15 protein-coding genes and 1 pseudogene are annotated in these 20,099 nt (G+C 64.2%); 8 read left to right on the top strand and 8 right to left on the bottom strand.

Annotated features, from left to right (window positions below; genetic code table 11):
- Positions 1–112 precede the first annotated feature (112 nt).
- Both BN1136_RS16660 and BN1136_RS16655 read right to left on the bottom strand, forming a co-directional pair.
- A complete protein-coding gene (locus BN1136_RS16660; RefSeq protein WP_043758087.1) occupies positions 113–2,008 on the bottom strand; it encodes a PhoX family protein in 1,896 nt (631 codons plus the stop codon).
- 193 nt (positions 2,009–2,201) lie between these two features.
- Positions 2,202–3,110: an SAM hydrolase/SAM-dependent halogenase family protein gene (locus BN1136_RS16655; RefSeq protein ID WP_043758083.1), complete on the bottom strand. Its 909-nt coding sequence runs from the start codon at positions 3,108–3,110 to the stop codon at positions 2,202–2,204.
- Between the two features lie 151 nt (positions 3,111–3,261).
- Between BN1136_RS16655 and BN1136_RS16650 the strand changes: the two genes are divergently transcribed.
- Positions 3,262–3,723 (top strand): hypothetical protein, encoded by a 462-nt coding sequence (locus tag BN1136_RS16650; protein WP_043758080.1) that lies wholly within the window; start codon positions 3,262–3,264, stop codon positions 3,721–3,723.
- 7 nt (positions 3,724–3,730) lie between these two features.
- On the opposite strand, the gene BN1136_RS16645 is transcribed toward BN1136_RS16650, so the two are convergent.
- Positions 3,731–4,957, bottom strand: a complete 1,227-nt coding sequence (locus BN1136_RS16645) for an MFS transporter (RefSeq protein ID WP_043758078.1) — start codon at positions 4,955–4,957, stop codon at positions 3,731–3,733.
- A gap of 266 nt (positions 4,958–5,223) precedes the next feature.
- On the opposite strand from BN1136_RS16645, the gene BN1136_RS16640 reads away from it, so the two are divergent.
- From BN1136_RS16640 to BN1136_RS16625, 4 genes are all read left to right on the top strand, one after another.
- Positions 5,224–6,114: a LysR family transcriptional regulator gene (locus BN1136_RS16640; protein ID WP_043758076.1), complete on the top strand. Its 891-nt coding sequence runs from the start codon at positions 5,224–5,226 to the stop codon at positions 6,112–6,114.
- A 165-nt stretch (positions 6,115–6,279) separates the two neighbouring features.
- Entirely contained in the window at positions 6,280–7,794 is a 1,515-nt protein-coding gene (locus tag BN1136_RS16635) for a GGDEF domain-containing protein (RefSeq protein WP_081843613.1), read from the top strand.
- 46 nt (positions 7,795–7,840) lie between these two features.
- On the top strand, positions 7,841–9,079 hold the full coding sequence (locus tag BN1136_RS16630; RefSeq protein ID WP_043758073.1) for a DEAD/DEAH box helicase: 1,239 nt from the start codon (positions 7,841–7,843) through the stop codon (positions 9,077–9,079).
- 142 nt (positions 9,080–9,221) lie between these two features.
- Entirely contained in the window at positions 9,222–10,535 is a 1,314-nt protein-coding gene (locus tag BN1136_RS16625) for a ferredoxin reductase family protein (protein WP_082035005.1), read from the top strand.
- 90 nt (positions 10,536–10,625) lie between these two features.
- Here the strand turns inward: BN1136_RS16625 and BN1136_RS20690 are convergent.
- Positions 10,626–10,706, bottom strand: a pseudogene (locus BN1136_RS20690) (subclass B2 metallo-beta-lactamase); the annotation flags it as partial.
- 803 nt (positions 10,707–11,509) lie between these two features.
- Between BN1136_RS20690 and BN1136_RS20020 the strand changes: the two are divergent.
- The gene (locus tag BN1136_RS20020) at positions 11,510–12,463 is read left to right on the top strand and encodes a DUF2971 domain-containing protein (RefSeq protein WP_081843612.1); all 954 of its coding nucleotides are present in this window, start codon (positions 11,510–11,512) and stop codon (positions 12,461–12,463) included.
- Between the two features lie 85 nt (positions 12,464–12,548).
- Here the strand turns inward: BN1136_RS20020 and BN1136_RS16615 are convergent, their stop codons facing one another.
- Both BN1136_RS16615 and aguA read right to left on the bottom strand, forming a co-directional pair.
- The gene (locus BN1136_RS16615; RefSeq protein WP_043758066.1) at positions 12,549–14,252 is read right to left on the bottom strand and encodes an amidase; all 1,704 of its coding nucleotides are present in this window, start codon (positions 14,250–14,252) and stop codon (positions 12,549–12,551) included.
- A gap of 154 nt (positions 14,253–14,406) precedes the next feature.
- Complete coding sequence (gene aguA / locus BN1136_RS16610) at positions 14,407–15,504, bottom strand: agmatine deiminase (RefSeq protein ID WP_043758063.1); 1,098 nt, start codon at positions 15,502–15,504, stop codon at positions 14,407–14,409.
- A gap of 146 nt (positions 15,505–15,650) precedes the next feature.
- Between aguA and BN1136_RS16605 the strand changes: the two genes are divergently transcribed.
- Positions 15,651–16,562: a LysR family transcriptional regulator gene (locus BN1136_RS16605; protein WP_043758060.1), complete on the top strand. Its 912-nt coding sequence runs from the start codon at positions 15,651–15,653 to the stop codon at positions 16,560–16,562.
- Positions 16,563–16,794: 232 nt separating this feature from the next.
- Here BN1136_RS16605 and BN1136_RS16600 read toward each other — a convergent pair whose 3' ends face one another.
- Positions 16,795–18,207 carry a DUF2252 domain-containing protein gene (locus BN1136_RS16600; RefSeq protein WP_043758057.1) on the bottom strand — a complete coding sequence of 471 codons (1,413 nt, stop codon included), beginning with the start codon at positions 18,205–18,207 and terminating at the stop codon, positions 16,795–16,797.
- 93 nt (positions 18,208–18,300) lie between these two features.
- Entirely contained in the window at positions 18,301–18,873 is a 573-nt protein-coding gene (locus tag BN1136_RS16595) for a TetR/AcrR family transcriptional regulator (RefSeq protein WP_043758054.1), read from the bottom strand.
- A 169-nt stretch (positions 18,874–19,042) separates the two neighbouring features.
- On the opposite strand from BN1136_RS16595, the gene BN1136_RS16590 reads away from it, so the two are divergent.
- Entirely contained in the window at positions 19,043–20,080 is a 1,038-nt protein-coding gene (locus tag BN1136_RS16590; RefSeq protein ID WP_043758050.1) for an alkene reductase, read from the top strand.
- Positions 20,081–20,099 lie beyond the last annotated feature (19 nt).

Below are 20,099 nucleotides of genomic sequence, written 5' to 3'. Positions count from 1 at the left end.
TCTTTGACCGGGTCCCCAACCCGGTCTTTTTTTTTTGTCTCCCGCAAGGCCAACGAGAGAGCCGCCCGAAGGCGGCTCTCTTCATCACGGGCCAGGCGGTTATCCCGGGCCATCAGGCACCTATGATGCCGCCATCGTCCCGGGTGATACGCAACACGGCGGAGCGGGGAATGGCGGTGCCGCCGTCCGGGAAGTGGGAGGGCGCCCCCTCCTCCCCCGGGTGCTGCACCCCGACGAACATGGTGCGCCAATCCGGACTGAAGGTGAGACCCGTGATCTCGCAGGCCACGGGGCCGGTCAGGAAGCGGCGCACCTCGCCGCTCGCGGGATCGGCGCACAACATCTGGTTGTTGCCCATGCCGGCAAACTGCTTCTCGTTGGAGTAGTCGCCGTCCGTCTGGATCCAGAGCCGCCCCGCCTCGTCGAAGCCGATGCCGTCCGGGCTGTTGAACATGTTGTCCGGGTGGATGTTGGCGCTGCCCGCCATCAGCCCCTCCTTATGCACGCCGGGGTTGCCCGCCAGCAGGAAGAGATCCCACTCGAAGCTGTCGCTGCCGTGATCGTCCCCCATGGGGCGCCAGCGGATGATCTGGCCATAGGGGTTCTCGGCCCTGGGGTTGGCGCCGTCCAGGGGCTGATTCTCCTTGATGCCGCGGTTCTTGTTGTTGGTCAGGGTGCAGTAGATCTCGGCACGATGGGGATGCACGGCCACCCACTCGGGCCTGTCCATGGTGGTGGCGCCGAGCCGGGTCGCGGCCTCCCGGGCGAAGATGAGCACCTCCCCCTGATCGGCGAAGCCGTTCTCCCGGGTCAGACCGTGCTGGCCGTGCACCAGGGGCAGCCACAGGCCTGTGCCCTTGAGCTCCCCCTCCCTCGCCTCGAAACGGGCCACATAGAGGGTGCCCTCGTCCAGCAGATCCCGGTTCGCAGGGTCATTGCCCGGCGCCACCCTGTTCTTCGAGACGAAGCGATAGATGTGCTCCCCCCGCTCGTCGTCGCCGAGGTAGACCACGGCGCGGCCATCCTTGTTGACGGTGAAGGCCGCATTCTCGTGCTTGAAGCGGCCAAGGGCGGTGCGCTTCTTCGGGGTGGAGGCAGGATCCAGCGGATCGATTTCCACCACCCAGCCGAAGCGGTGCGGCTCGTTGGGGTGTCTGGCGAGGTCGAAGCGCTCGTCAAATTTGTGCCAGCCAAAGCCCGCATCCTCGGCGGCCAGGCCGTAGCGGGCGGCGCGCTTGTCCAGCACCGGCTTGCCCTCGCTGCCGAAGTAGCCGTTGAAGTTCTCCTCGCAGGTGAGGTAGGTGCCCCAGGGGGTCTGGCCGTTGGAGCAGTTGTTGAAGGTGCCAAGGGCAGTGCGCCCCTCGGGGTCGGCCTGGGTCTTGAGCAGGGCATGGCCCGCCGCCGGGCCGCTCAGGGTCATGGGGGTCGTGGCGGTGATGCGGCGGTTGAGGGCCCCCTTGGGGTTGGCCTGCCACTTGCCATCTTTGCGTACCAGCTCCACCAGGGAGACCCCGTGGGCCGCCTGGGCCTTGGCGACGGCGCCGGCACTGAGGGCCTTGCCGCCATCCGCAAACAGGTATTCGTAGTTGGTGTATTCGTTGTTGACGGCGAGCAGGGCGCGATCCGGGCCCAGGGAGAAGAAGCTCATGCCGTCGTTGTTGTCGCCAAACTGGCGGGACTGGGCCTTGGCATCGTTGTTCTGGCTGAAGGCGGGGGCGTCGGCAAACAGGGCATCCCCCCAGGCGATCAGCACCTCGGCCTTGTAGCCGGGCGGCACCACTATGGTGTCGGCCACCGAGGCGGGCACGGCCTGGAAGCCGAGCAGCGGCCGGGTGGCGGCGGCCACAGCCTGGGTCACCGGGCTCGCGGCGAAGAAGGCCACCATGCTGGCGGCACCCACCCCCTTGAGGAAACCACGGCGGCTCAGGCCCGCCTCGATGAGGCGGTTGAATTCCGGCTCCTGCTCGCGGGGATGGTTGGCGCTGTCTCTCTCGTCAAAACGGCTCATCGATTGTTCCTTGTCGTCTCTGCTGGCGTCATTGCGTAATCACTGCGTCCGGCCACAGCATGGGGGCACTTTATTAAACAAGGATGACAGTCGATGAGATAGCTCCCCGGTGTGACAAAGGGCGCCACCGTCCAAGAGAAGGGGCGGTGGACAGGAGTCCCACCGCCCCGAATAGAGACATGGCTGACCACGTCTAGCCACACTTCTTCAAGCTGATATGCCAGTTGGCACCGGATTGCACCTGATGTCTGGCGGCGAAGCTGTCCATGTTCAGGGCCACCGACACCTGCAACAGGCTGTTGAGGTAGACCAGGGGCTGGCCCTCCGGCACATCGCCAAAGCTGCTGACGTAGGGTGCCTTGCCCTCATATTTCAGCGCATCCCCTTCGCTGATCCTGATGCAGGCGTTGTCCCCCTTGTGGATGCCTGCCTTGGTCAGCAAGGTGTCATCGATGTTGGTCCAGACGTTGCCGTACTGCACATCCAGGATCGGGATGGTGCCCTTCAGGGTGCCATCCTGCTCGGCGACTGCCGGCTGATAGGGGATGGTCACCACCTCGGCGGGAAGCTCTGGCCCCACCTGCTCGAAGCTGATGGCTCCGGAGGCGAGACGGGCGCCGGTGTAGGCGTAGACGTCGCGGCCGTGGAAGGTGTAGGACTTCTCGGAGCCCTTGAGGCGGTTGGTCTTCTCGTCGATCTGGCGCACCGCCTCGATGCCGAAGTGCTCCGCCGCCAGGGTCAGGGTGCCGTTGTCCGGACTGACGATGTAGTGGCCGCTTCTGGTCTTGAGCACCACCGACTTGCGTTCGGTGCCGACGCCCGGATCCACCACGCTGACGAACACTGTGCCCTTGGGCCAGTACTGCAGTGTCTGATAGAGGCGGTAGGAGGCTTCCCAGATGTTGTAGGCCGGGATCTCGTGGGTCAGATCATGGAGCGGCAGGGTGCGGTCCACCCCGAAGGCGACCCCCTTCATGGCCGAGACGGCGCCATCCTTGAGCCCGAAGTCGGTCTGGAATACCAGGGCTTCGTTGGCGAAGGCGCCTGTTCCCACTAGAGAAAGGGCAAGCACGAGGGCGCGGGGGACGATACGAATATCCATGTCAGGGCTCCTTTGAAAGACGTTTGGACGTCCAGATTGCCATTCAGGAAATTCTTTGCAACCCCTGATGCCCGAATGGGGGGCGAAATGACTCGCCAATCCGGCCCGCACGGGTGTATCCATGGGCTATTCGCACGCAGGAGACCACGACATGACAGCACAGGGGCACGACACCGTATTGCTGAGCCTGGGTGACACCCAGAGCCGGGTACAGATCACCGGGGAGGGTGGCGCCAGCCAAGCATTTGCGCTGGCATTGGGCCTGGATGCCGTGACGCCCGGCCCCTTTCGCCGGGACCCGCCGACGCCCCTCGAACTGGAGCAAGCCATCATGGTGGTGGAGGATGTGCTGATGCCGCTCGCGGCGCTGATCCCGCCCCACCCCGTGCTGCACCTGCAAAGCCCCGTGCCCCTGGCCGAGGTGCTCGGCGGCCGGGTGCAGAGCAGGGAGATCGTCGAGCACCTGTTCGGCCAGCTGGCCGCCATGATGGAGGGGGATCCCCTCGCCTCCGCCCAGTTGCCGAGGGAGAGATGCGTGGCCGCCGCCCTGCTGATCCTGCGGGAATGGATGCACCACCTGGATGCCGGGAGCGTCGCCCTGGTCGACGAGTGACGGCCCCTCAGGCGGCGGGCTCGAAGCGCCGCCGCGACACCGCCCATGCCAACCAGAGGCTCGTCAGCGTGCTGCCGACGAAGAGCAGATCCAGCGCAACCCCAAGGCCGACCCCGTCGCTCACCCAGCCCAGCAACACGGGCACCCAGTTCGCCACATAGGCGATCACATAGAAGAGGGAGAGCAGCCGCGCATGGCTGGCTGCGGGGGCGATGCGGTTGACCAGGGTCGCACTCCCCACGAACACGGCCCCCTGGGCGTAACCCGCCACCAGCAGCCCCAACCCCGCCAGCCAGCTCGGTAGGCCGTGCACGGCCCCGGCAAAGAGCAGCACGCACAGCGCCAGTGCCAGCACGCCGCTTTGCAGGGTAAGGCGGGCATCCAGGCGGCGAGCCCAGAGCTGGCTGAGCCCGGAGACCACCAGGTAGGCCGCGACGAGATAACCGAACAGCCCCAGATCCCCCATGCCCAGCATCTCGCTCACCACCTTGGGACCGATGGCCAACAGGCTGGCCGCCACCGCCCAGGCGGTGAAGAGCGCCAGCGCGCAGAGGAAGAACCCGGCCCCCGTGGCCCTGAGCCCCTCCCCGAGTGATCCCCCGCCCTGGGGGCTTGTGGCTGGCGCCGCGCTTTTGGGCGCCTCTGGCCAGCTCAGCACCAGTCCCGCGATGGCGCAGCCCGCCATCCCCAGGATCAGCAGAAACGGCAGCGTGGTCGGATAGAGGTCCAGCTGCAACGCCAGCCCGCTGAACACGGGGCCGAGCGCCAGCCCGGCGGTGAAAGATAATGTGGCGTTCAGGGCCGCCCGCTTGCCGCCATCCTTCGGGCCGAAGCGCAGCAACGCCACGTTGGCGGCGCCGGTCAGGGTGCCCGTGCCGATCCCGGCCAGGACCCGCGCCAGCAGCAGGGTCCAGAAGCTGTCGGCCAGGGAGAAGAGCAGGGCCCCGCCCCCGACCGCCACCAGGGCCGGCAGGATCAGGGTGCGCAGATCCGCCACCCGTCCGGCCAGGTTGCCCACCCCGAACAGCGCGATCAGCACGCCCCCCGCATAGCCGCCATAGATGAGGGTGAGGCCGAGATCGCTCAGGGTCAGTGCCGCCTGGTAGCGGGGATAGAGCGGGGTGGGCACGCTGCTGTTGAGCAGGGCCGACATCAGGGCCAAGGAGAGAAACCAGAGCAGGCGAGGACGCACCGCCAGAGCGTGATCGGAAGAGGGGGCGCTTGGGGACGGCATAGAGACTCCAGTGACAGACGAACGAACCGCAATCGGGGGCGCCATGATAGCGGCCCAGCCTGACCCGGGCTGCGGCAGTTCTGCATCACGCCGCCTCATTTGTGCATCACTCCGGGGGTTGCACGCCCCGCCGGCCGGGCAGCCACCAGTTCAGGCGAGGCCCTGACCCTGGCACACCCCGGCCCTGGCGCCCCTTGTGCTGCCGTCCCCGCTGGCATCTAATATCGCGGCGCCAATCGGGCGTCCTGCTTGAGTGAGGAGCAAGCATGATCAACTGGGACGATGCCCGCTTCTTTCTGGCCCTCGCCAGGCGAGGCAGCCTGCGCCAGGCCGGACTCGAGCTCGGGGTGGATCAGGCCACCGTCGGGCGGCGGATCACCCTGCTCGAGCAGCAACTGGGGGCCAAGCTGTTTATCCGCACCCCCAGACACTATCGCCCCAGCCCCCTCGGAGAGGCGCTGCTGCCCCAGGCACAGGCCATGGCGCAGGCGGCGCTGGCCATGATGCGCACCGCGAGCCTGGGGGAGCTGGAGGGGGAGCTCTGCATCGCCACCACGGACACCCTGGCCCAGGGCTTCGTGCTGCCGGCCTTCAGCCTGCTGCGCCAGCGCCACCCCGGCATCCGCCTCAAGCTGCTGACGGCCGTCAGCGTCAGCGACATCCCCAATCAGGAGGCGGACCTCGCCATTCGCAGCGTGCGCCCGGAGCAGGGGGATCTCGTGGTCAAGCGCCTCGCCACCATCAAGATGGGGCTCTATGCCTCCCCCGACTACCTGGCCCGGCGCGGCACGCCCCACAATGGCCAGGCACTGCACGATCACGACCTGCTGCTGTTTCCCAGGGAGCTCGTCGCCCGCCACTGGCACAGTCTGTGCGGGGAGCCGCTCCACGAGCCCAACGTGGTCCTGCAGAGCAATGCCCAGCTGGTGCTGATGGCGGCCGCCCGGCAGGGGCTCGGCATCGCCCTGCTCTCCACCTTCCTCGCCGAGGAGGACCCCGCCCTGGTGCGCCTGCTGCCCGGCCAGCACGACCCCATCGATATCTGGATGGTGCTGCACCCGGATGTGCAGAAGACGGGCCGCATGCGGGCCCTGGTGGCGGCGCTGGAGGAGGTGTTCCAGTCCCAGCAGGCATCACAGCCCCCGGCAGCACTCTGAATCCCGACTCATCGCCAGGACATACAAGGGACGCCGGGAGCCAGCGTCTATGATGCTGACATGAGCGGTACGGTGTGCATGCCGGCAGCGCCCAGGTTTGTCTGGTGATGCCGGACGACATCGGTTACAACACTAGGTTCTCTTTTCATCCTGGAACGTCACGGAATGGTCGTCTCACTGCTGCGCAGCCTACCCCGCCACTGGCTCAACCGATTTGGTTGGCTCTGTCTGGCGCTGACAGGGCTCGTGATGGTGTTCTATTACACCTATCTCGGCCTCAGGCACGACATGGAGCTCATCACCGCCAAACAGCCCAACCTGTTTGCGGTGTTCTACGAGCGGGCCCGCATCCTGGAGCCGGAAAAACTGGCTCGCTTCATCGACGACAGCCGCATCAAGACGCCCATCTTCAGCGAGAACGGGGATGCGACGGCCTATGCCTATGGGTATTATCTCGCCACCCAGGAGCGCATGGCGGTCATTCCCATGTTGCCGCCCGCCAGCCAGATGCTGGCCGCCTACCAATATGTCCTCTCCAACCCCAAGGTGCTGAACCTCTACGCCTTCTATGACGATCGCCGCATGCTCGGCATGGTCGCCAACAAAGAGATGCTTCCGCCCCGGCTGCTGCCGGTCAACACCCGTCTCGATGAGATCGAGCCCTGGAACCACTATTTCGGCTGTGCCGCCTTCGCCTCCACCCACGCCCCCTGCAGTACAGATGAGGCCTGGGTCTCCGATATTTACACCGACACCTTCACCGGGCGGCAGAACATCACCCTCTACTTCCCCTTCGTCTATTACGACCCGGCGATAAAGGACTACCGCCATGGATTGACGGGCATCGACATCGACGTCGACAAAGCGTTCAAGGACGTGTTGCGCCCCTTCGAGCACCTCAATCCGACCCGCGTCGTCATCTCCTTCGAGGAGGCCGAGCCCTGCCGCCCGTTCCACCTCTGCCTGAGCACTCCCTTCATGCGCACCAAGGCGGGGTCGATGCTCCATCTCAAGTGGTCCTATGCCTACGGCGACTTCCTGTGGCGAGTGGTGTTCTACGGCCCCGCCTTCAAGCTCTATGTGATCGCCATGTTGCTGCTTATGCTGACGGGGCAGCGCCTCTATACCCGCCTGCGCACCCTGGCCCAGACCGACCCCCTGACCCGGCTGCCGAGGCGGGAGATCCTGGACGAGGCTCTGCTCAAGGAGCACGACTGCCTGATGATCCTGGACATCGACAACTTCAAGTCCATCAATGACACCCACGGTCACGGGGTGGGGGACATGGCGCTCATCGCCTTCGCCCGCCACCTCAAGGCTAATGTGCGCAAGGGAGACTGCGCCATCCGCTGGGGCGGCGAGGAGTTCATCGTGCTGTTCAACGGGGTGGAGAATGACGAGATGATGCTCCACTCGGCCAAGCGCCTGCTGGGCAACTCCTTGCAAATCCCCGAACTGCCCGCCCCCATCACCTTCTCTGCCGGCCTCGTCCGCCTGCGCGACTACATGACGGTCACCGAGGCAGTGCATCTGGCCGACGAACTGCTCTATCACGTCAAACAGAACGGCAAGCACAATATCGCCTGGTACGAGGGGCAGGGGATCCGGCTTGTCCGGGATCCCTCAGACCTGTCGGCTTCTGCCGATGAGGCACCTCTGTTACCATCCCGGCCACGATGACTGTTTCCATCGCGGCGCGGCCGCGATAACCCTATCTGGTGCCCCTATGTCCATTGCCTCCTTTGCCGACCTGGCCCTCTCCCCCTCCCTGCAGCAGACCCTGAGTGAACTTGGTTACGCGGCGCCGACCCCCATTCAGGCCAGCGCCATCCCGGTCATTCTGGCGGGGCGGGATCTGCTGGCCGGCGCCCAGACCGGCACCGGCAAGACTGCCGCCTTCGTGCTGCCGCTGATTGAGCAGTTGCAAACGATGCCCGTCGGCGAAACCCGCCCGGTGCGCGCCCTGGTGCTGGTGCCAACCCGCGAGCTGGCGGTGCAGGTGCAAGAGAGCGTCGCGCGCTACGCCAGGGGCTCCAGCCTCACCAGCACGCTCGTCTACGGCGGGGTCAGCATCGCCGCCCAGGTGGAGGCACTCAAATCGGGCGTGGATATCCTGATCGCCACCCCGGGCCGTCTGCTCGATCACCTGCGCCACGGGGCGGTGAGCCTCGGCGCCGTGGCCCACCTGGTGTTTGACGAGGCGGACCGCATGCTCGACATGGGCTTTATGGACGAGATCACCGCGCTACTGAAGCACCTGCCAGAGGATCGCCAGACCCTGCTCTTCTCGGCCACCTGCGACGACAACCTGTTTGCGCTCAGCAAGGTATTGCTGCGCGACCCCGAGCTTATCGAAGTGGCGCCGCACAACACCACGGCGGCCGAGGTGGAGCAGCGGGTCTATGCGGTGGACGCTGAGCGCAAGGTGGAACTGATCGAACACCTTATCAAGGTGAAGGGGTGGGCGCCGGCGCTCATCTTCAGCCGCACCCGCCAGGGGGCCGACAAGCTGGCCCAGCAGCTTGGCAAGGGGAGCATCAACGTGCTCGCCTTCCACGGGGACCTGTCCCAGAGCGCGCGGGAGAAAGTGTTGATCGAGTTTCGCGCCGGCACCCTGCAGGCCCTGGTGGCCACCGACGTGGCGGCCCGCGGCCTCGACATCAGCGATCTCAACTATGTGATCAACGTGGAGTTTCCGCATCAGGCCGAGGACTACGTGCACCGCATCGGGCGCACCGGCCGCGCCGGCAACAAGGGGCTGGCCGTGACCCTGTTCAGCCCGGAGGACACGCCACTGCTGGAGAAGGTGGAGGCGGTGCTCGACACCCGGCTGCCCCAGCAGTGGTTCCCGGGCTTCGAACCGGATCTCACCCGCGAGGCCCCCGTCTCGCGTCGCAACAGCAAGGGCGCCCAGAAGCAGAAGGCCAGGCAGCAGGCCCTCGGTGCCAGGGGCAAGCGACGCTGAGACCCGCCTGCCCCCTGCTCCGCCGGGGGGCTTTCAGGGGGCCAGCCCCTTGTTTCCTCCCGTCCCGCCCTTGCCACAATCTGCTACAAAAGAGGTAGTGCAAGGGCACACTTTCGCCACAAAGCGGGTGTGCAATAGGGACATGGACAAGGAGGACACCATGAAACCCGCCACCCTCGCCTGGACCCTGCCCCTGATCCTCACCCTGCTCTGGCTGTTTGGCCTTGCGCAGTGGCCCACCGGCATCTGGCCCTGGCGCCATGAACTGTTGATCCTGACCGGCGTGCTTGGCCTCGGCGCCATGACCCTCTCCCTGCTGTTGGCCCTGCGCCTGCCCAGGCTCGAAGCCTGGTGCGGGGGGCTGGATCGCATGCTGCGCCTGCACCGGACCAGCGCCCTCTGGGCCACCGGCACCCTGGTGGCCCACTGGCTGCTGGTCGAAGCGCCCAAATGGGCCGTCTCCGCAGGCTGGCTGGCCCGGCCAGCGCGCCGCGGAGCCGGAGCCGGAGCCGGAGCCGGAGCCGGAGCCGGCCACGATGCCCTCTGGCACGAACTCGGCAATACCCTGGGCGAGTGGGGCTTCTATCTGCTGCTGGCCCTGGTGGTGGTGAGCCTGCTGGCGGTGGTGCGCTACGAGCGCTTCAAGGTGGTTCACCGGCTGGCCCCGGTCATCTATCTGATGGGCTGGGTGCACGGGCTCTGCCTGCTGCCGGGCATAGGCGCCCTGACCCCGGTCGGCCTGACCCTGCTTGTCGGCGGCGGGGTGGGAGCCCTGGGGGCGCTCTACTCCCTCTCTGGCCGGGTGGGGCGCGACCAGCGCCACCACGGGACCGTGAGCGCCCTCTCCCCTCTGGACGATCGCACCCTGGAGATCCGGGTCGACCTGGCCACCCCTCTCGCTCACTACCGCCCGGGGCAGTTCGCCTTCTTCGACTTCGCCGGGCGCGGCGAGCCCCACCCCTACACCCTGGTGGACGTCTCGGCGGACCGCCGCACACTGACCCTGGCGGTACGCGCCCTCGGGGATCACACCCGCTGGCTGCACCAGCACCTCAAGGCGGGGGATGCCGTCACCGTCACCGGCCCCTATGGCGCCTTCGCGCTCCCGGATCCTGCCCCCGCGCTCTGGGTGGGGGCCGGCATCGGCATCACCCCCTTCGTCGCCTGGCTGGAGGCCCTGGTACGTCGCGGCGAAAAACGCCCCGGCACCACCTTGCTGCAATGCGCCCCCACCGCCGAGGCCGCCCCCTATCACGGCCGCCTCGCCGAGCTGTGCCGCCGGGCCGGGGTCGATTACCGCCTGCACCTGGAGGCCGAGCGCGGCCGACTGGATCTGGCCGCCCTGGGCAAACGCCAGCACACCCCGGTGTGGTTCTGCGGCCCCGAGCCCATGGCCCACACCCTGGATGCCCATCTGACATCGCCGCTGCACCGGGAGCTGTTCCGCTTTCGCTGACAGGCCAGCCCGGCGCGTTCAGTCATTGGCCTGATATTAGGGGAACTGGGAGACAGGCGGGCACGGGCCCCCTTGAGCGGGCCACGCCCCCGCCGCCCGCACGCTGCCGCCCCAGAAACTCGCCACCAGTATCAGGGCCCCGGCCAGCCCGTATTTGATCCAGGATTTCATCGTCTCGCGCCCCTCTCTTTGGCCCTCGCCACCCTGTGGCAAGCAGACCCATTTATCAGTGGGCAAAAGATAGAAGGGCTTTGTGAGGAAAAAATGAGGCTGTGTGAAGCCAGGGTGAAGTCGGGGGACGTCAGGAAAAATCAGCAGCGAGTCACGACAAAGATGGCGGTTGGCAATGCGGGGAATGGCGAGAGGTAAAGACTCGACATACGCAATCAACGCCTGATGTAGGGACGATTAGCGCAGCGTAATCGTCCGCATACCGCCGTGCACCGAGTCATGGCAAGACAGGCAGGAAACTTTGGACAACTGCGGACTCTCGGCCCCCATTCACGATCGTCCGAATACGCTTTGCTATTCGAACCTACAACTCAGATAGCGCCCCCTCACCCTCTCCCAAGGGAGAGGGGATGGCCCGTCCCAATTCCAAGCCCGGTTGCCAGACCAAATCAGAGGCGCATATTTGCTCCCTTCTCCCCTTGCGGGAGAAGGGCTGGGGATGAGGGGGAGGTAACAATAAATCCCATAATGTAGGGTCGATTAGCGCAGCGTAATCGTCCGTTTATCGCCACGCATCGAGTCATGGCAAGGCCAACAGGAAACTCTGAATATCACCTGCTTCTCGGCCACGACCTGTCCGCGATCGTCTGAATACGATTCACTATTCGAACCCATGGCACTAACTGTGAAGACAATCATGCAAGCTAAACAATGCTCAATCTATCCCGACAATAGATTAGAAAACAAATATGAAATCATATTATGATGCATGAAATTACTCACTAAAACGTGCAGGTACGGTGATGAAGAAAGAAACTTTCTACAAATACAGGGCGATGAATACTAACCTAATAGAATCTCTTTGTTGGGATAAAATATTTTATGCTTCACCCGCCACCTTTAATGACCCACTTGACTGCAAAATGTTCTCCATTGAGAATAATTCTTCAATTGAAGAGCTAAGAAAGATATATGCTAGGCTAAAGTTTCCTAGAACACTTAAAAATGCAGAACAGAACATTAGAGGTAAAGACATTGAAGCAAAAATAAAACCCTTACTAGAAGAAATGGCAAAATCTATAATAATAGATGACTTAAATAGAATGAGTTATAACTCAACCGATCCAGAGTATACCTGTACACCGGAGGATGCTGAAACTGGAATATTAACTTCAAATATACTTTCAGAGTTAAGGGAACATTACAGTAGAGGTGTTTTCTGTTTTTCGAAAGATGGGAAAAACATGCTAATGTGGAGCCATTATGGTGATGAACATAAAGGTATCTGTATTGGATATAGCGATAATAGAAAGCCTGTTCCTGATATCAAGCCTGTGATATATGGCAAGCATGGCGTGATAAAAACATCATCACTTTACAATGCATTTGTTAAAAATGATAAAGATGAACAAACCATCATAGAAAATGAAATCCTCTTAAAGAAAAGCAGAACGTGGAAATATGAAAAAGAATACAGACTGATAAGTAACATTGGTCTTCAAGACTCGCCCCTAATGTTAGAGGAAATCACGTTTGGTCTCCGATGCCCAGCTGAAATAAGGCATGCGATTATAAAAATGATGGATGGTCGACAACCAAGTATAAAGTACTATGAAATGGTATTAACAAACAAAAATGCAGGCCTAATTAAAAAACCTTACAACGAAAATTGCGAGTGGAGCGTCCACTTACCCAAGGTAGCATATTCAGGCGTGGAAATTTTTGGTGAACATAAGATGGAAATACCGAACCAATAACACATTTAAATAAAAACCACCCGTATAACGGGTGGTTTTTTCATTATCTTCGGATAAACCAGAGAGATTTAACTCACCACACAAATCAAGCCAACGGCGGCGTCCGTGGCGGCACCAGTCGCTTGCTGCCGGTGGACTCGAAGGCCGAGGCAAAGCGCAGCAGCTTGTTGTCGTCATAGGCGCGACCGGCGAAGGTCAGCCCCACCGGCATACCGATATCGGCCATCACACCCATGGGGACGGTGACGGTCGGCACACCGAGATGGCGAATGGCGAGGTTGCCGTTGGCAACCCAGATGCCGTTGCTCCAGGCGATGTCGGCGGAGGCCGGATTCACGTCCGCATCGGCGGGACCCACGTCGGCCACGGTCGGGAACAGCACGGCGTCGAGCTTGAGCCCGTCCATCCAGTCCTCCAGATCCAGCTTGCGGGTCTTTTCCAGACCGCGCAGGCCGTCCGGCACAGTGGCGATCTCGTCCCAGGATTTCAGGCCGCGCTTGGCCATATTGACGTACTCGTCCATACCGGCCGCCAGATCCCCCTCTCGGTTTGGCAGGGTGCCCGGATCGTGGGGGAAGATCTTGGGCCCATCGACATCCTCAAGCTTATTGAGCTTGGGGTCGCCGTTGGCACGCAGGAAGTCGTCGAAGGCCCAGCCGGAGAGCTCCCACAGCTCGTCGTTGAGGAACTCAGGGCTCACGATGCCGCGATTGAACACGGTCGGCGCGCCGGGTCTGTCCCCTTCGCAGTTGGAGACCAGCGGGAAGTCCACCTCGATGACTTCGGCGCCCGCGGCTTCCAGTGCCTGACGGGCCTGTTCCCACAGGGCAATCACGGAGTCGCGAGTCTGGATGCGCTGACCGGTCGGGCCGCCGATGCCGGGGCTGTCGCTGGTGCCGGCCAGTTCATCCTTGTTGATAAACATGCGCGGCACGCCGAGGCGCTTGCCCTTGAGGGCGGAGGCACCGGCGGCCAGATCCAGATAGGAAGCCGGACGCACCTCGGAGGCCTTGGGCAGTTGCACCCAGGGCTGCATGCGCCAGAGATCACCGCGAGTCTCGGCATCGTCGGCGACGACTACATCCAGCACTTCCAAAAGGTCTGTCATGGTGCGGGCGTAGGGCACGACGACGTCCATGGTCGGGGTCAGGGGCCAGTTGCCGCGCACCGAAATCACGCCACGGGACGGGGTGTAGGCACACAGACCGTTGTTGGAGGCAGGGCCCCGGCCGCTCGACCAGGTTTCTTCCGCCAGACCGAAGGCGGAGAAGCTGGCGGCGGTGGCGGTACCGGCACCGTTGGAGGAGCCGGAGGCAAAGGGCGCGGTCAGGTAGTCGGCGTTGTAGGGGCTCTCGGCACGGCCATAGACGCCGCGCTGCATGCCGCCATTGGCCATCGGCGGCATATTGGTCTTGCCCAGGCAGATGGCACCGGCGGCGCGCAGGCGCTCCACGGTAAAGGCGTCGCGCTGGGCCACCAGATCCTTGAAGGCCGGGCTGCCGGAGGCGGCAGTCAGCCCCTTGACCAGGTAGCTGTCTTTGGCGGTGTAGGGAATGCCGTCCAGCGGCCCCAGGGTTTCACCACGGGCGCGGCGGGCATCGGAAGCCTCGGCCTCTTTCAGCGCATCGGGGTTGCGCACCACGACGGCGTTAAGTTTGGTGTCTGTCTCGGGGCCGTCATAGGCCTCGATACGGGCCAGATAGGCCTTGACCAGTTCGACCGCGGTGGTGCGGCCGGATTCGAGTGCGGCACGCAGCTCGGCGATGGAAACCTCGGTCACTTCGATCATTTTTGGGATCTCCTGCAATAGGGTGACGGTGTCAGGATATGGGCCGCACGGGGATGGCTTGGCGCCGTGAGGCAGTGGTCGCAGCGGCTGCTCTGCCGATGCGACCACGATAGCAATCAGCGCCCCCCAAGACCGGGGGGCGTTACCCGGCGGCTTATTGGCCGGAGGGGATCTGCTGGGTGATGCAGTGGATATTGCCACCCCCCAGCAGGATCTCGCGGGCCGGCACGCCGACCACTTTGTGCTCCGGGAAGATCTCCTCCAGGATGCGCTGGGCCTCGCCGTCGGTGGCGGCATCCAGCAGCGGGTAGACGATGCGATCGTTGGTGATGAGGAAGTTCACGTAGGAACCGGCCAGGCGGCCTTCGGCCTCGCGCGGTACACCGGTGCCGCTCTCGACGCCGGCGGATTCCTCTTCGGTGCAGAACAGCGGGCCCGGCTGGGGCAGCTTCCACACCTTCAGCTTGCGCCCCTTGGCGTCCACGGCGGCCTCGAGCACCTTGAGGGCGGCCAGGGAGCGGGCGTACTGGGGATCGGTCTCGTCGTCGGTCCAGTGCAGGGCCACTTCACCCGGGCGCACGAAGCAGCACATGTTGTCGATGTGGCCGTCGGTCTCGTCCATGTAGACGCCTTCGTCCAGCCAGATAAAGCTGGTGACGCCCAGATAGTCGCGCAGGTGAGCTTCAATCTGCGCCTTGGTGAGATCCGGGTTGCGGTTCTCGTTGAGCAGGCACTCGGCGGTGGTCATGCAGGTGCCTTCGCCGTCCACGTGGATGGAGCCCCCTTCCAGGATCAGCGGCGCGTCGTAGCGATCCATACCGTGCTGTTCCAGCATCTGGGCCGCCACTTTCTCGTCCTGATCCCAGGGATAGTAGAGGCCGCCCTTGTGGCCGCCCCAGGCGTTGAAGCCCCAGTCCACCCCGCGGCACTCGCCGGCGGCGTTGGTGACCACGGTCGGGCCGCTGTCGCGGGCCCAGCAGTCATCGCTGTTCATCTCGACCAGGGTGACGTGGGCCGGCATCACGGCGCGGGCCTGCTCCATGAACTGGGCCGGCACCCCCATAAAGACCGGGGTGGCGCCACCGATGGCATCCGCGACCTTGGCGAAGGTGGCTTGCGCGAAGCGGCCGGCGCCCCGCCAGTTGTCCGGACGGAACGGCCAGATCATCCAGACGGCCTGCTGGTGCGCCCACTCGGCGGGCATGGTGAAGCCGTCGGCGGCCGGCGTGGTGTTCATGGTCTTGATGCTCATCGCAAGGCTCCTTGCATGGATTGAGGCCCCCGGATTGAGACGGGAACCCTGGAAAAATAAGAGTGAGCCGCAGTGTAAGAAGTTGCGCGCCCATCCATCAAATGAATAGGATGGATTGTCCCATAGATACGGCGAATAATCCCCCCATGAAACTGCACCAGCTCGACCTCAATCTGCTGCTCGCCTTTGACGCCCTGATGACGCAAGGCAGCGTGACCCGCGCCGCCGAATCGCTCTTCGTCAGCCAGCCCGCCATGAGCCACGCGCTCAATCGCCTGCGCACCTTCTTCGACGACCCGCTCCTGGTGCGCACCCCCCAGGGGATGTTGCCGACCGCCCGCGCCCAGCGTCTGCACCTGGGGGTGCAGCAGGCGCTGCGGCTGCTGGAGCAGCAGCTCAGCGAGGAGGACGAGTTCGACCCGCGCCATTCGAAGCGGCGCTTCGTGCTCTGCACCACGGACTACGTAGAGTGCGTGCTGATCCCGCCCCTTATCCAGCGCCTCAGGGGGCTGGCGCCGGGCGTCACCATCGAGATCCGCATCCTGCGCGACACCCTGCCGGAGGCGGAGCTGGCGAGCGGCGAGATAGACCTGGTGCTGGGATTCGACGAGTACATGCAGGTGCCGGGGTATCTGGGCAAGGAGACCTGGCTCACCGAGCCCCTGGCCGGGCTGGTGCGCGACACCCTGCCCCTGGCGCAGGAGCGCATCACGCTGGCGCAGCTGATCGAGATGCCCCACGTGTTCCACTCGCCGCTCGGCACCTCGGAGGCGAGCCTGGATCGCTACCTCAAGAGCCTGGGTTTTGGCCGCACCATCTCGGTCAACAGCCAGAGCTATATGTCCGCCGCCGCCATCGTGAGCCAGAGCGATCACCTGCTGGTGCTGCCGAGCATGGTGGCCGAGCTGCTCGCCCACCACTGGCCGCTCAAGAGCCTGCCCCTGCCCGAGGACGTGCCGGACTACCACCTCAACTGCGTCTGGCACCCGGTTCATGCGCAGCAGCCTGCATTGATCTGGCTGAAAGCGCTGATGAGGGAGTTGGTCAATCAGGAGTAACCCCCTGCGTCTGGCATGCCAGGTACCACGCGCAGCAGCCTGCCTTGATCTGGCTGAAAGCGTTGATAAGGGAGCTGGTCAATCAGGAACCGAGTTAGCCCAACAGACTGCATCTGGCATACCGCATGCGGGTATCCTGGCGGGCCTAGTGCAAAGAGGGATAGAGGGGAGCAACCGGAAAAGGAGCGGCGGCGCCCGGGGCACCGCCGCTGATGCCGTGATAGCCAAAGGATTAGCGGGCCTCGCTGGCCGCCTCCAGTTCGCCACAGGCGATGGCGGCCAGCAGGCGGCCATGATCCTCCCGGGTGCGCTCTCCATAGGCCACCGCGAACTCGGTAATGGCCTCGTCCATCACGTCCGACTTGCCGAGATAGCCGGCGATCCGCGCCGCATCCCCGGACTTGGCATGGGCCAGGGCCAGCGCCCAGCCGCAGAGCTGGCAATATTCCACGAAATGGCGGGGCTTGACCGTGCCTGGGGTCAGTTCCATGCCCCCCTTCATGTCCCGCAACTGGCGCACGTAGTAGTGGCGTTCCCGCAGCTCGCACCAGCCGAGGAAGATATCCGGCGAGCCCTGGATCATCCGCTGCCCCCTGACCACCCGCTGCCCCTGGTTGCCGCTGTCATCCTCGGAGGTGAAATAGGGGGCCAGCACCGAGGGCTGGGCCTCCTTGACCTGCAGGAACAGCGGGTCGTCGTCGTCGGCCCCCGTCATCAGGATCACCCAGCACCGGGTGCCCACGCTGCCGACCCCGACCACCTTGCGGGCCACGTCGACCACGCGATAGCGCTTGAGCAGGATGCGCCTGTCGGCCGGCAGGGAAGCCAGATAGGCCTCCAGCAGATCGCCGAGCACCACATCGATGGGCTCGCCGTTCTCGGTGTGGGTTTCACGGATGACGAAGGGGTGGAGCTCGCGGATCCTGTGCTGATCGTCCACCAGATCCGTCATCTTGCCGAGCACCTGCAGGTGGTTGCGCCCCCTGGCCTTGGCGAAGGCGGCTTCGACGCTGCGGTGGGCATCTTCGGAGAAGGCGTGAAGGACGGAGGCCTGATCGATGCGATCGTACCAGACATGCATGAAGCCCATCTTGCCGTACTCCCGCATCCGGGTGCGGTATCCGCTCACTATCATCCTGGCCGCCTCCCGCTGGCGGGCGGCGCTGGCCCCGAGGTAGTCCGCCGCCACCAGGGCACTCGTGGCGAGGCGCTTGAGATCCCACTCCCAGGGCCCGATGTGGGTCTCGTCGAAGTCATTGATGGCCAGCACCAGATTGCGCTCGGCACTCGCATAGAGGCCGATGTTGGCCACGTGCATGTCACCGCAGGCCTGCACCATGAGCCCGGTTCTCGGGGTGTCCACCAGATCGGACGCCATGATGGCCGCCGCCCCCCGCAGGAAGGCGAAGGGGGACTCCTGCATTCGGGCGTGACGCACCGGCACCAGCCACTGCACCCGGGTGGCGGCCTGGGCCTTGAGCACGGCAATGGGATCCCGTCCCGGATGGGGGGCTGGCAACAGGGAATGGGATTCACGAGGAACGTGTTCACGCAGCGCCTTGCCGGCGGCAAAGCGCTCTTCGATGGAGAGGCGCGGCGACGTGAAGTGCAGCAGCATCGCCTGTGACTTGGACTTTTTGGGCATTTCATCTTCCTCCACGGGATCCCCCCATCAAGATGGAAGAGGGGCGCCGCAAGGGCAAGGGGGAAGAGGAAAAATGAGCGGTAGAATAACGCGTTAGCGTGTTCTGGGCAGGGCGGCCATCACCTGGTTGACGACCCCCTCCAGCAGGGCGCGATCGGGGTGACACTGGGCGAAGGTGATCAGCCCCTGGATATTGACCTGCAGGAAGGCGGTCAGGGTGGGCACGTCGCACCCGGCCACCAGCTCCCCCTGCTCGCTCGCCTGGCCCAGCAGCCAGGCCAGGTCGCTTTCCAGCTCCCCATAGATGGCCTTGAAGCGCTGGTGCAGCTCTTCATCCTGTGCCGCCAGCTCCATCAGGGTGCGGGTCACCAGGCAGGTGCCGCAGAGGGCATCGTCCACCAGCCGGGTGAAGTAGGCGTGCAGCCCGACCAGCGGACTCCCCTGTGCAAAACAGCTGCGACGCAGGGAACCCTTCTCCTCCACGTAGTGATCCACCGCCGCCAGCAGCAGGCCGCGCTTGTTGCCAAAGGCCGCGTAGAGGCTGCCCGGGTGCAGACCGGTCGCCGCCACCAGCTCCTGCATGGTGGTCTTGGCATACCCTTTGGCGCGAAACGCCTCCATGGCGCTTCGCAGGACAAACGCCCGATCGTATTCGGCAGTGCGCATGGGGTCTCCGTTGGCTATGGTCCCGCAGGACGGTGAAAAACAGGGCGGCAAGTTTACCCCAGCAGACCTGTCCAATCCATGTTGAATGCTTGCTCAAAAAAGACTTGCACACAAACCAAAAAACGTCTTGAATGCGCATTCAAGAATCATCCCCTCAGGACAGACGACCATGGATACCCTGTTTCAGCCGTACCGCCTCAACGACACTCTCACCCTCGCGAACCGTTTCATGATGGCTCCCCTCACCCGCTGCATGGCGGGCCCGGGACTGGTGCCGACCGAACAGATGGCCGCCTACTACGGCCGCCGCGCCGACATCGGCCTCATCATCTCCGAAGCGACCATCATTCGTCCGGACGGCCAGGGCTACCCCAACACGCCGGGGCTCTACAGCGCCGAGCAGATCGAAGGATGGAAGAAGGTAACCGGCGCCGTGCACGCCAACGGCGGCAAGATCTTCGCCCAGCTGTGGCACGTGGGCCGTCTCTCCCACCCCTTCTTCCACAATGCCGAGGTGCTGGCCCCCTCCGCCGTCGCCCATGAAGGCACTGTGCCGCGCATGCGCGACCTGGTCTACCAGGTGCCCCGCGCCCTGACCGAGAGCGAGATTGCCCGGCTGGTCGAGGATTACGCCCAGGCCGCCGCCAACGCCATCGAGGCGGGCTTCGACGGGGTGGAGATCCACGGTGCCAACGGCTACCTCATCGATCAGTTCCTGCACCACTCAAGCAACCTGCGCACCGACAGCTACGGCGGCAGCCCCGAGAAGATGAGCCGCTTCGCCCTGGAGGTGGTGGATGCCATCGCCGCCCGCATCGGCGGGGATCGCACCGGCCTTCGCCTCTCCCCCGGTGCCTACGTGCACCTGGAAGGGGATGCGCGGGATCGCGCCGTGTTCGACCACCTGCTGGCCGAGCTGAACCAGCGCACCCTGGCCTATGTGCACCTCGGCATCTTCGACGACAGCCTCACCTTCGACTATCTGGATGGCCGCGCCTCCGACTACCTGCGTGCCCGCTACGACGGCCACCTGGTCGGGGTGGGCAACTACAGCGCCGAGACCGCGCTCGATGCCATCAAGGCCGAGCGCTTCGATCTCATCGCCATCGGTCGCCCGCTCATCGCCAACCCGGACTACCTCGCCAAGGTGAAGAAGGGGGAGGCGCTGACGCCCTATGCCGACACCATGCTGGCGGAACTGGTATAAGCCACGCCCAGACACCGCT

This window comes from Aeromonas taiwanensis, assembly GCF_000820165.1.
GTDB lineage: Bacteria > Pseudomonadota > Gammaproteobacteria > Enterobacterales > Aeromonadaceae > Aeromonas > Aeromonas taiwanensis.
This window is presented reverse-complemented; position numbering and strand designations above follow the sequence as displayed.

Excerpts from the sequence above, each read along its gene's own strand:
- BN1136_RS16650 (WP_043758080.1), top strand. The coding sequence starts at position 3,262 with ATGACAGCACAGGGGCACGACACCGTATTGCTGAGCCTGGGTGACACC.
- BN1136_RS16590 (WP_043758050.1), top strand. The coding sequence starts at position 19,043 with ATGGATACCCTGTTTCAGCCGTACCGCCTCAACGACACTCTCACCCTC.
- BN1136_RS16645 (WP_043758078.1), bottom strand. The coding sequence starts at position 4,957 with ATGCCGTCCCCAAGCGCCCCCTCTTCCGATCACGCTCTGGCGGTGCGT.
- BN1136_RS16655 (WP_043758083.1), bottom strand. The coding sequence starts at position 3,110 with ATGGATATTCGTATCGTCCCCCGCGCCCTCGTGCTTGCCCTTTCTCTA.
- BN1136_RS16600 (WP_043758057.1), bottom strand. The coding sequence starts at position 18,207 with ATGCCCAAAAAGTCCAAGTCACAGGCGATGCTGCTGCACTTCACGTCG.
- BN1136_RS16660 (WP_043758087.1), bottom strand. The coding sequence starts at position 2,008 with ATGAGCCGTTTTGACGAGAGAGACAGCGCCAACCATCCCCGCGAGCAG.
- BN1136_RS16630 (WP_043758073.1), top strand. The coding sequence starts at position 7,841 with ATGTCCATTGCCTCCTTTGCCGACCTGGCCCTCTCCCCCTCCCTGCAG.
- BN1136_RS16640 (WP_043758076.1), top strand. The coding sequence starts at position 5,224 with ATGATCAACTGGGACGATGCCCGCTTCTTTCTGGCCCTCGCCAGGCGA.
- BN1136_RS16615 (WP_043758066.1), bottom strand. The coding sequence starts at position 14,252 with ATGATCGAAGTGACCGAGGTTTCCATCGCCGAGCTGCGTGCCGCACTC.
- BN1136_RS16635 (WP_081843613.1), top strand. The coding sequence starts at position 6,280 with ATGGTCGTCTCACTGCTGCGCAGCCTACCCCGCCACTGGCTCAACCGA.
- aguA (WP_043758063.1), bottom strand. The coding sequence starts at position 15,504 with ATGAGCATCAAGACCATGAACACCACGCCGGCCGCCGACGGCTTCACC.
- BN1136_RS16605 (WP_043758060.1), top strand. The coding sequence starts at position 15,651 with ATGAAACTGCACCAGCTCGACCTCAATCTGCTGCTCGCCTTTGACGCC.
- BN1136_RS16595 (WP_043758054.1), bottom strand. The coding sequence starts at position 18,873 with ATGCGCACTGCCGAATACGATCGGGCGTTTGTCCTGCGAAGCGCCATG.
- BN1136_RS16625 (WP_082035005.1), top strand. The coding sequence starts at position 9,222 with ATGGACAAGGAGGACACCATGAAACCCGCCACCCTCGCCTGGACCCTG.
- BN1136_RS20020 (WP_081843612.1), top strand. The coding sequence starts at position 11,510 with ATGAAGAAAGAAACTTTCTACAAATACAGGGCGATGAATACTAACCTA.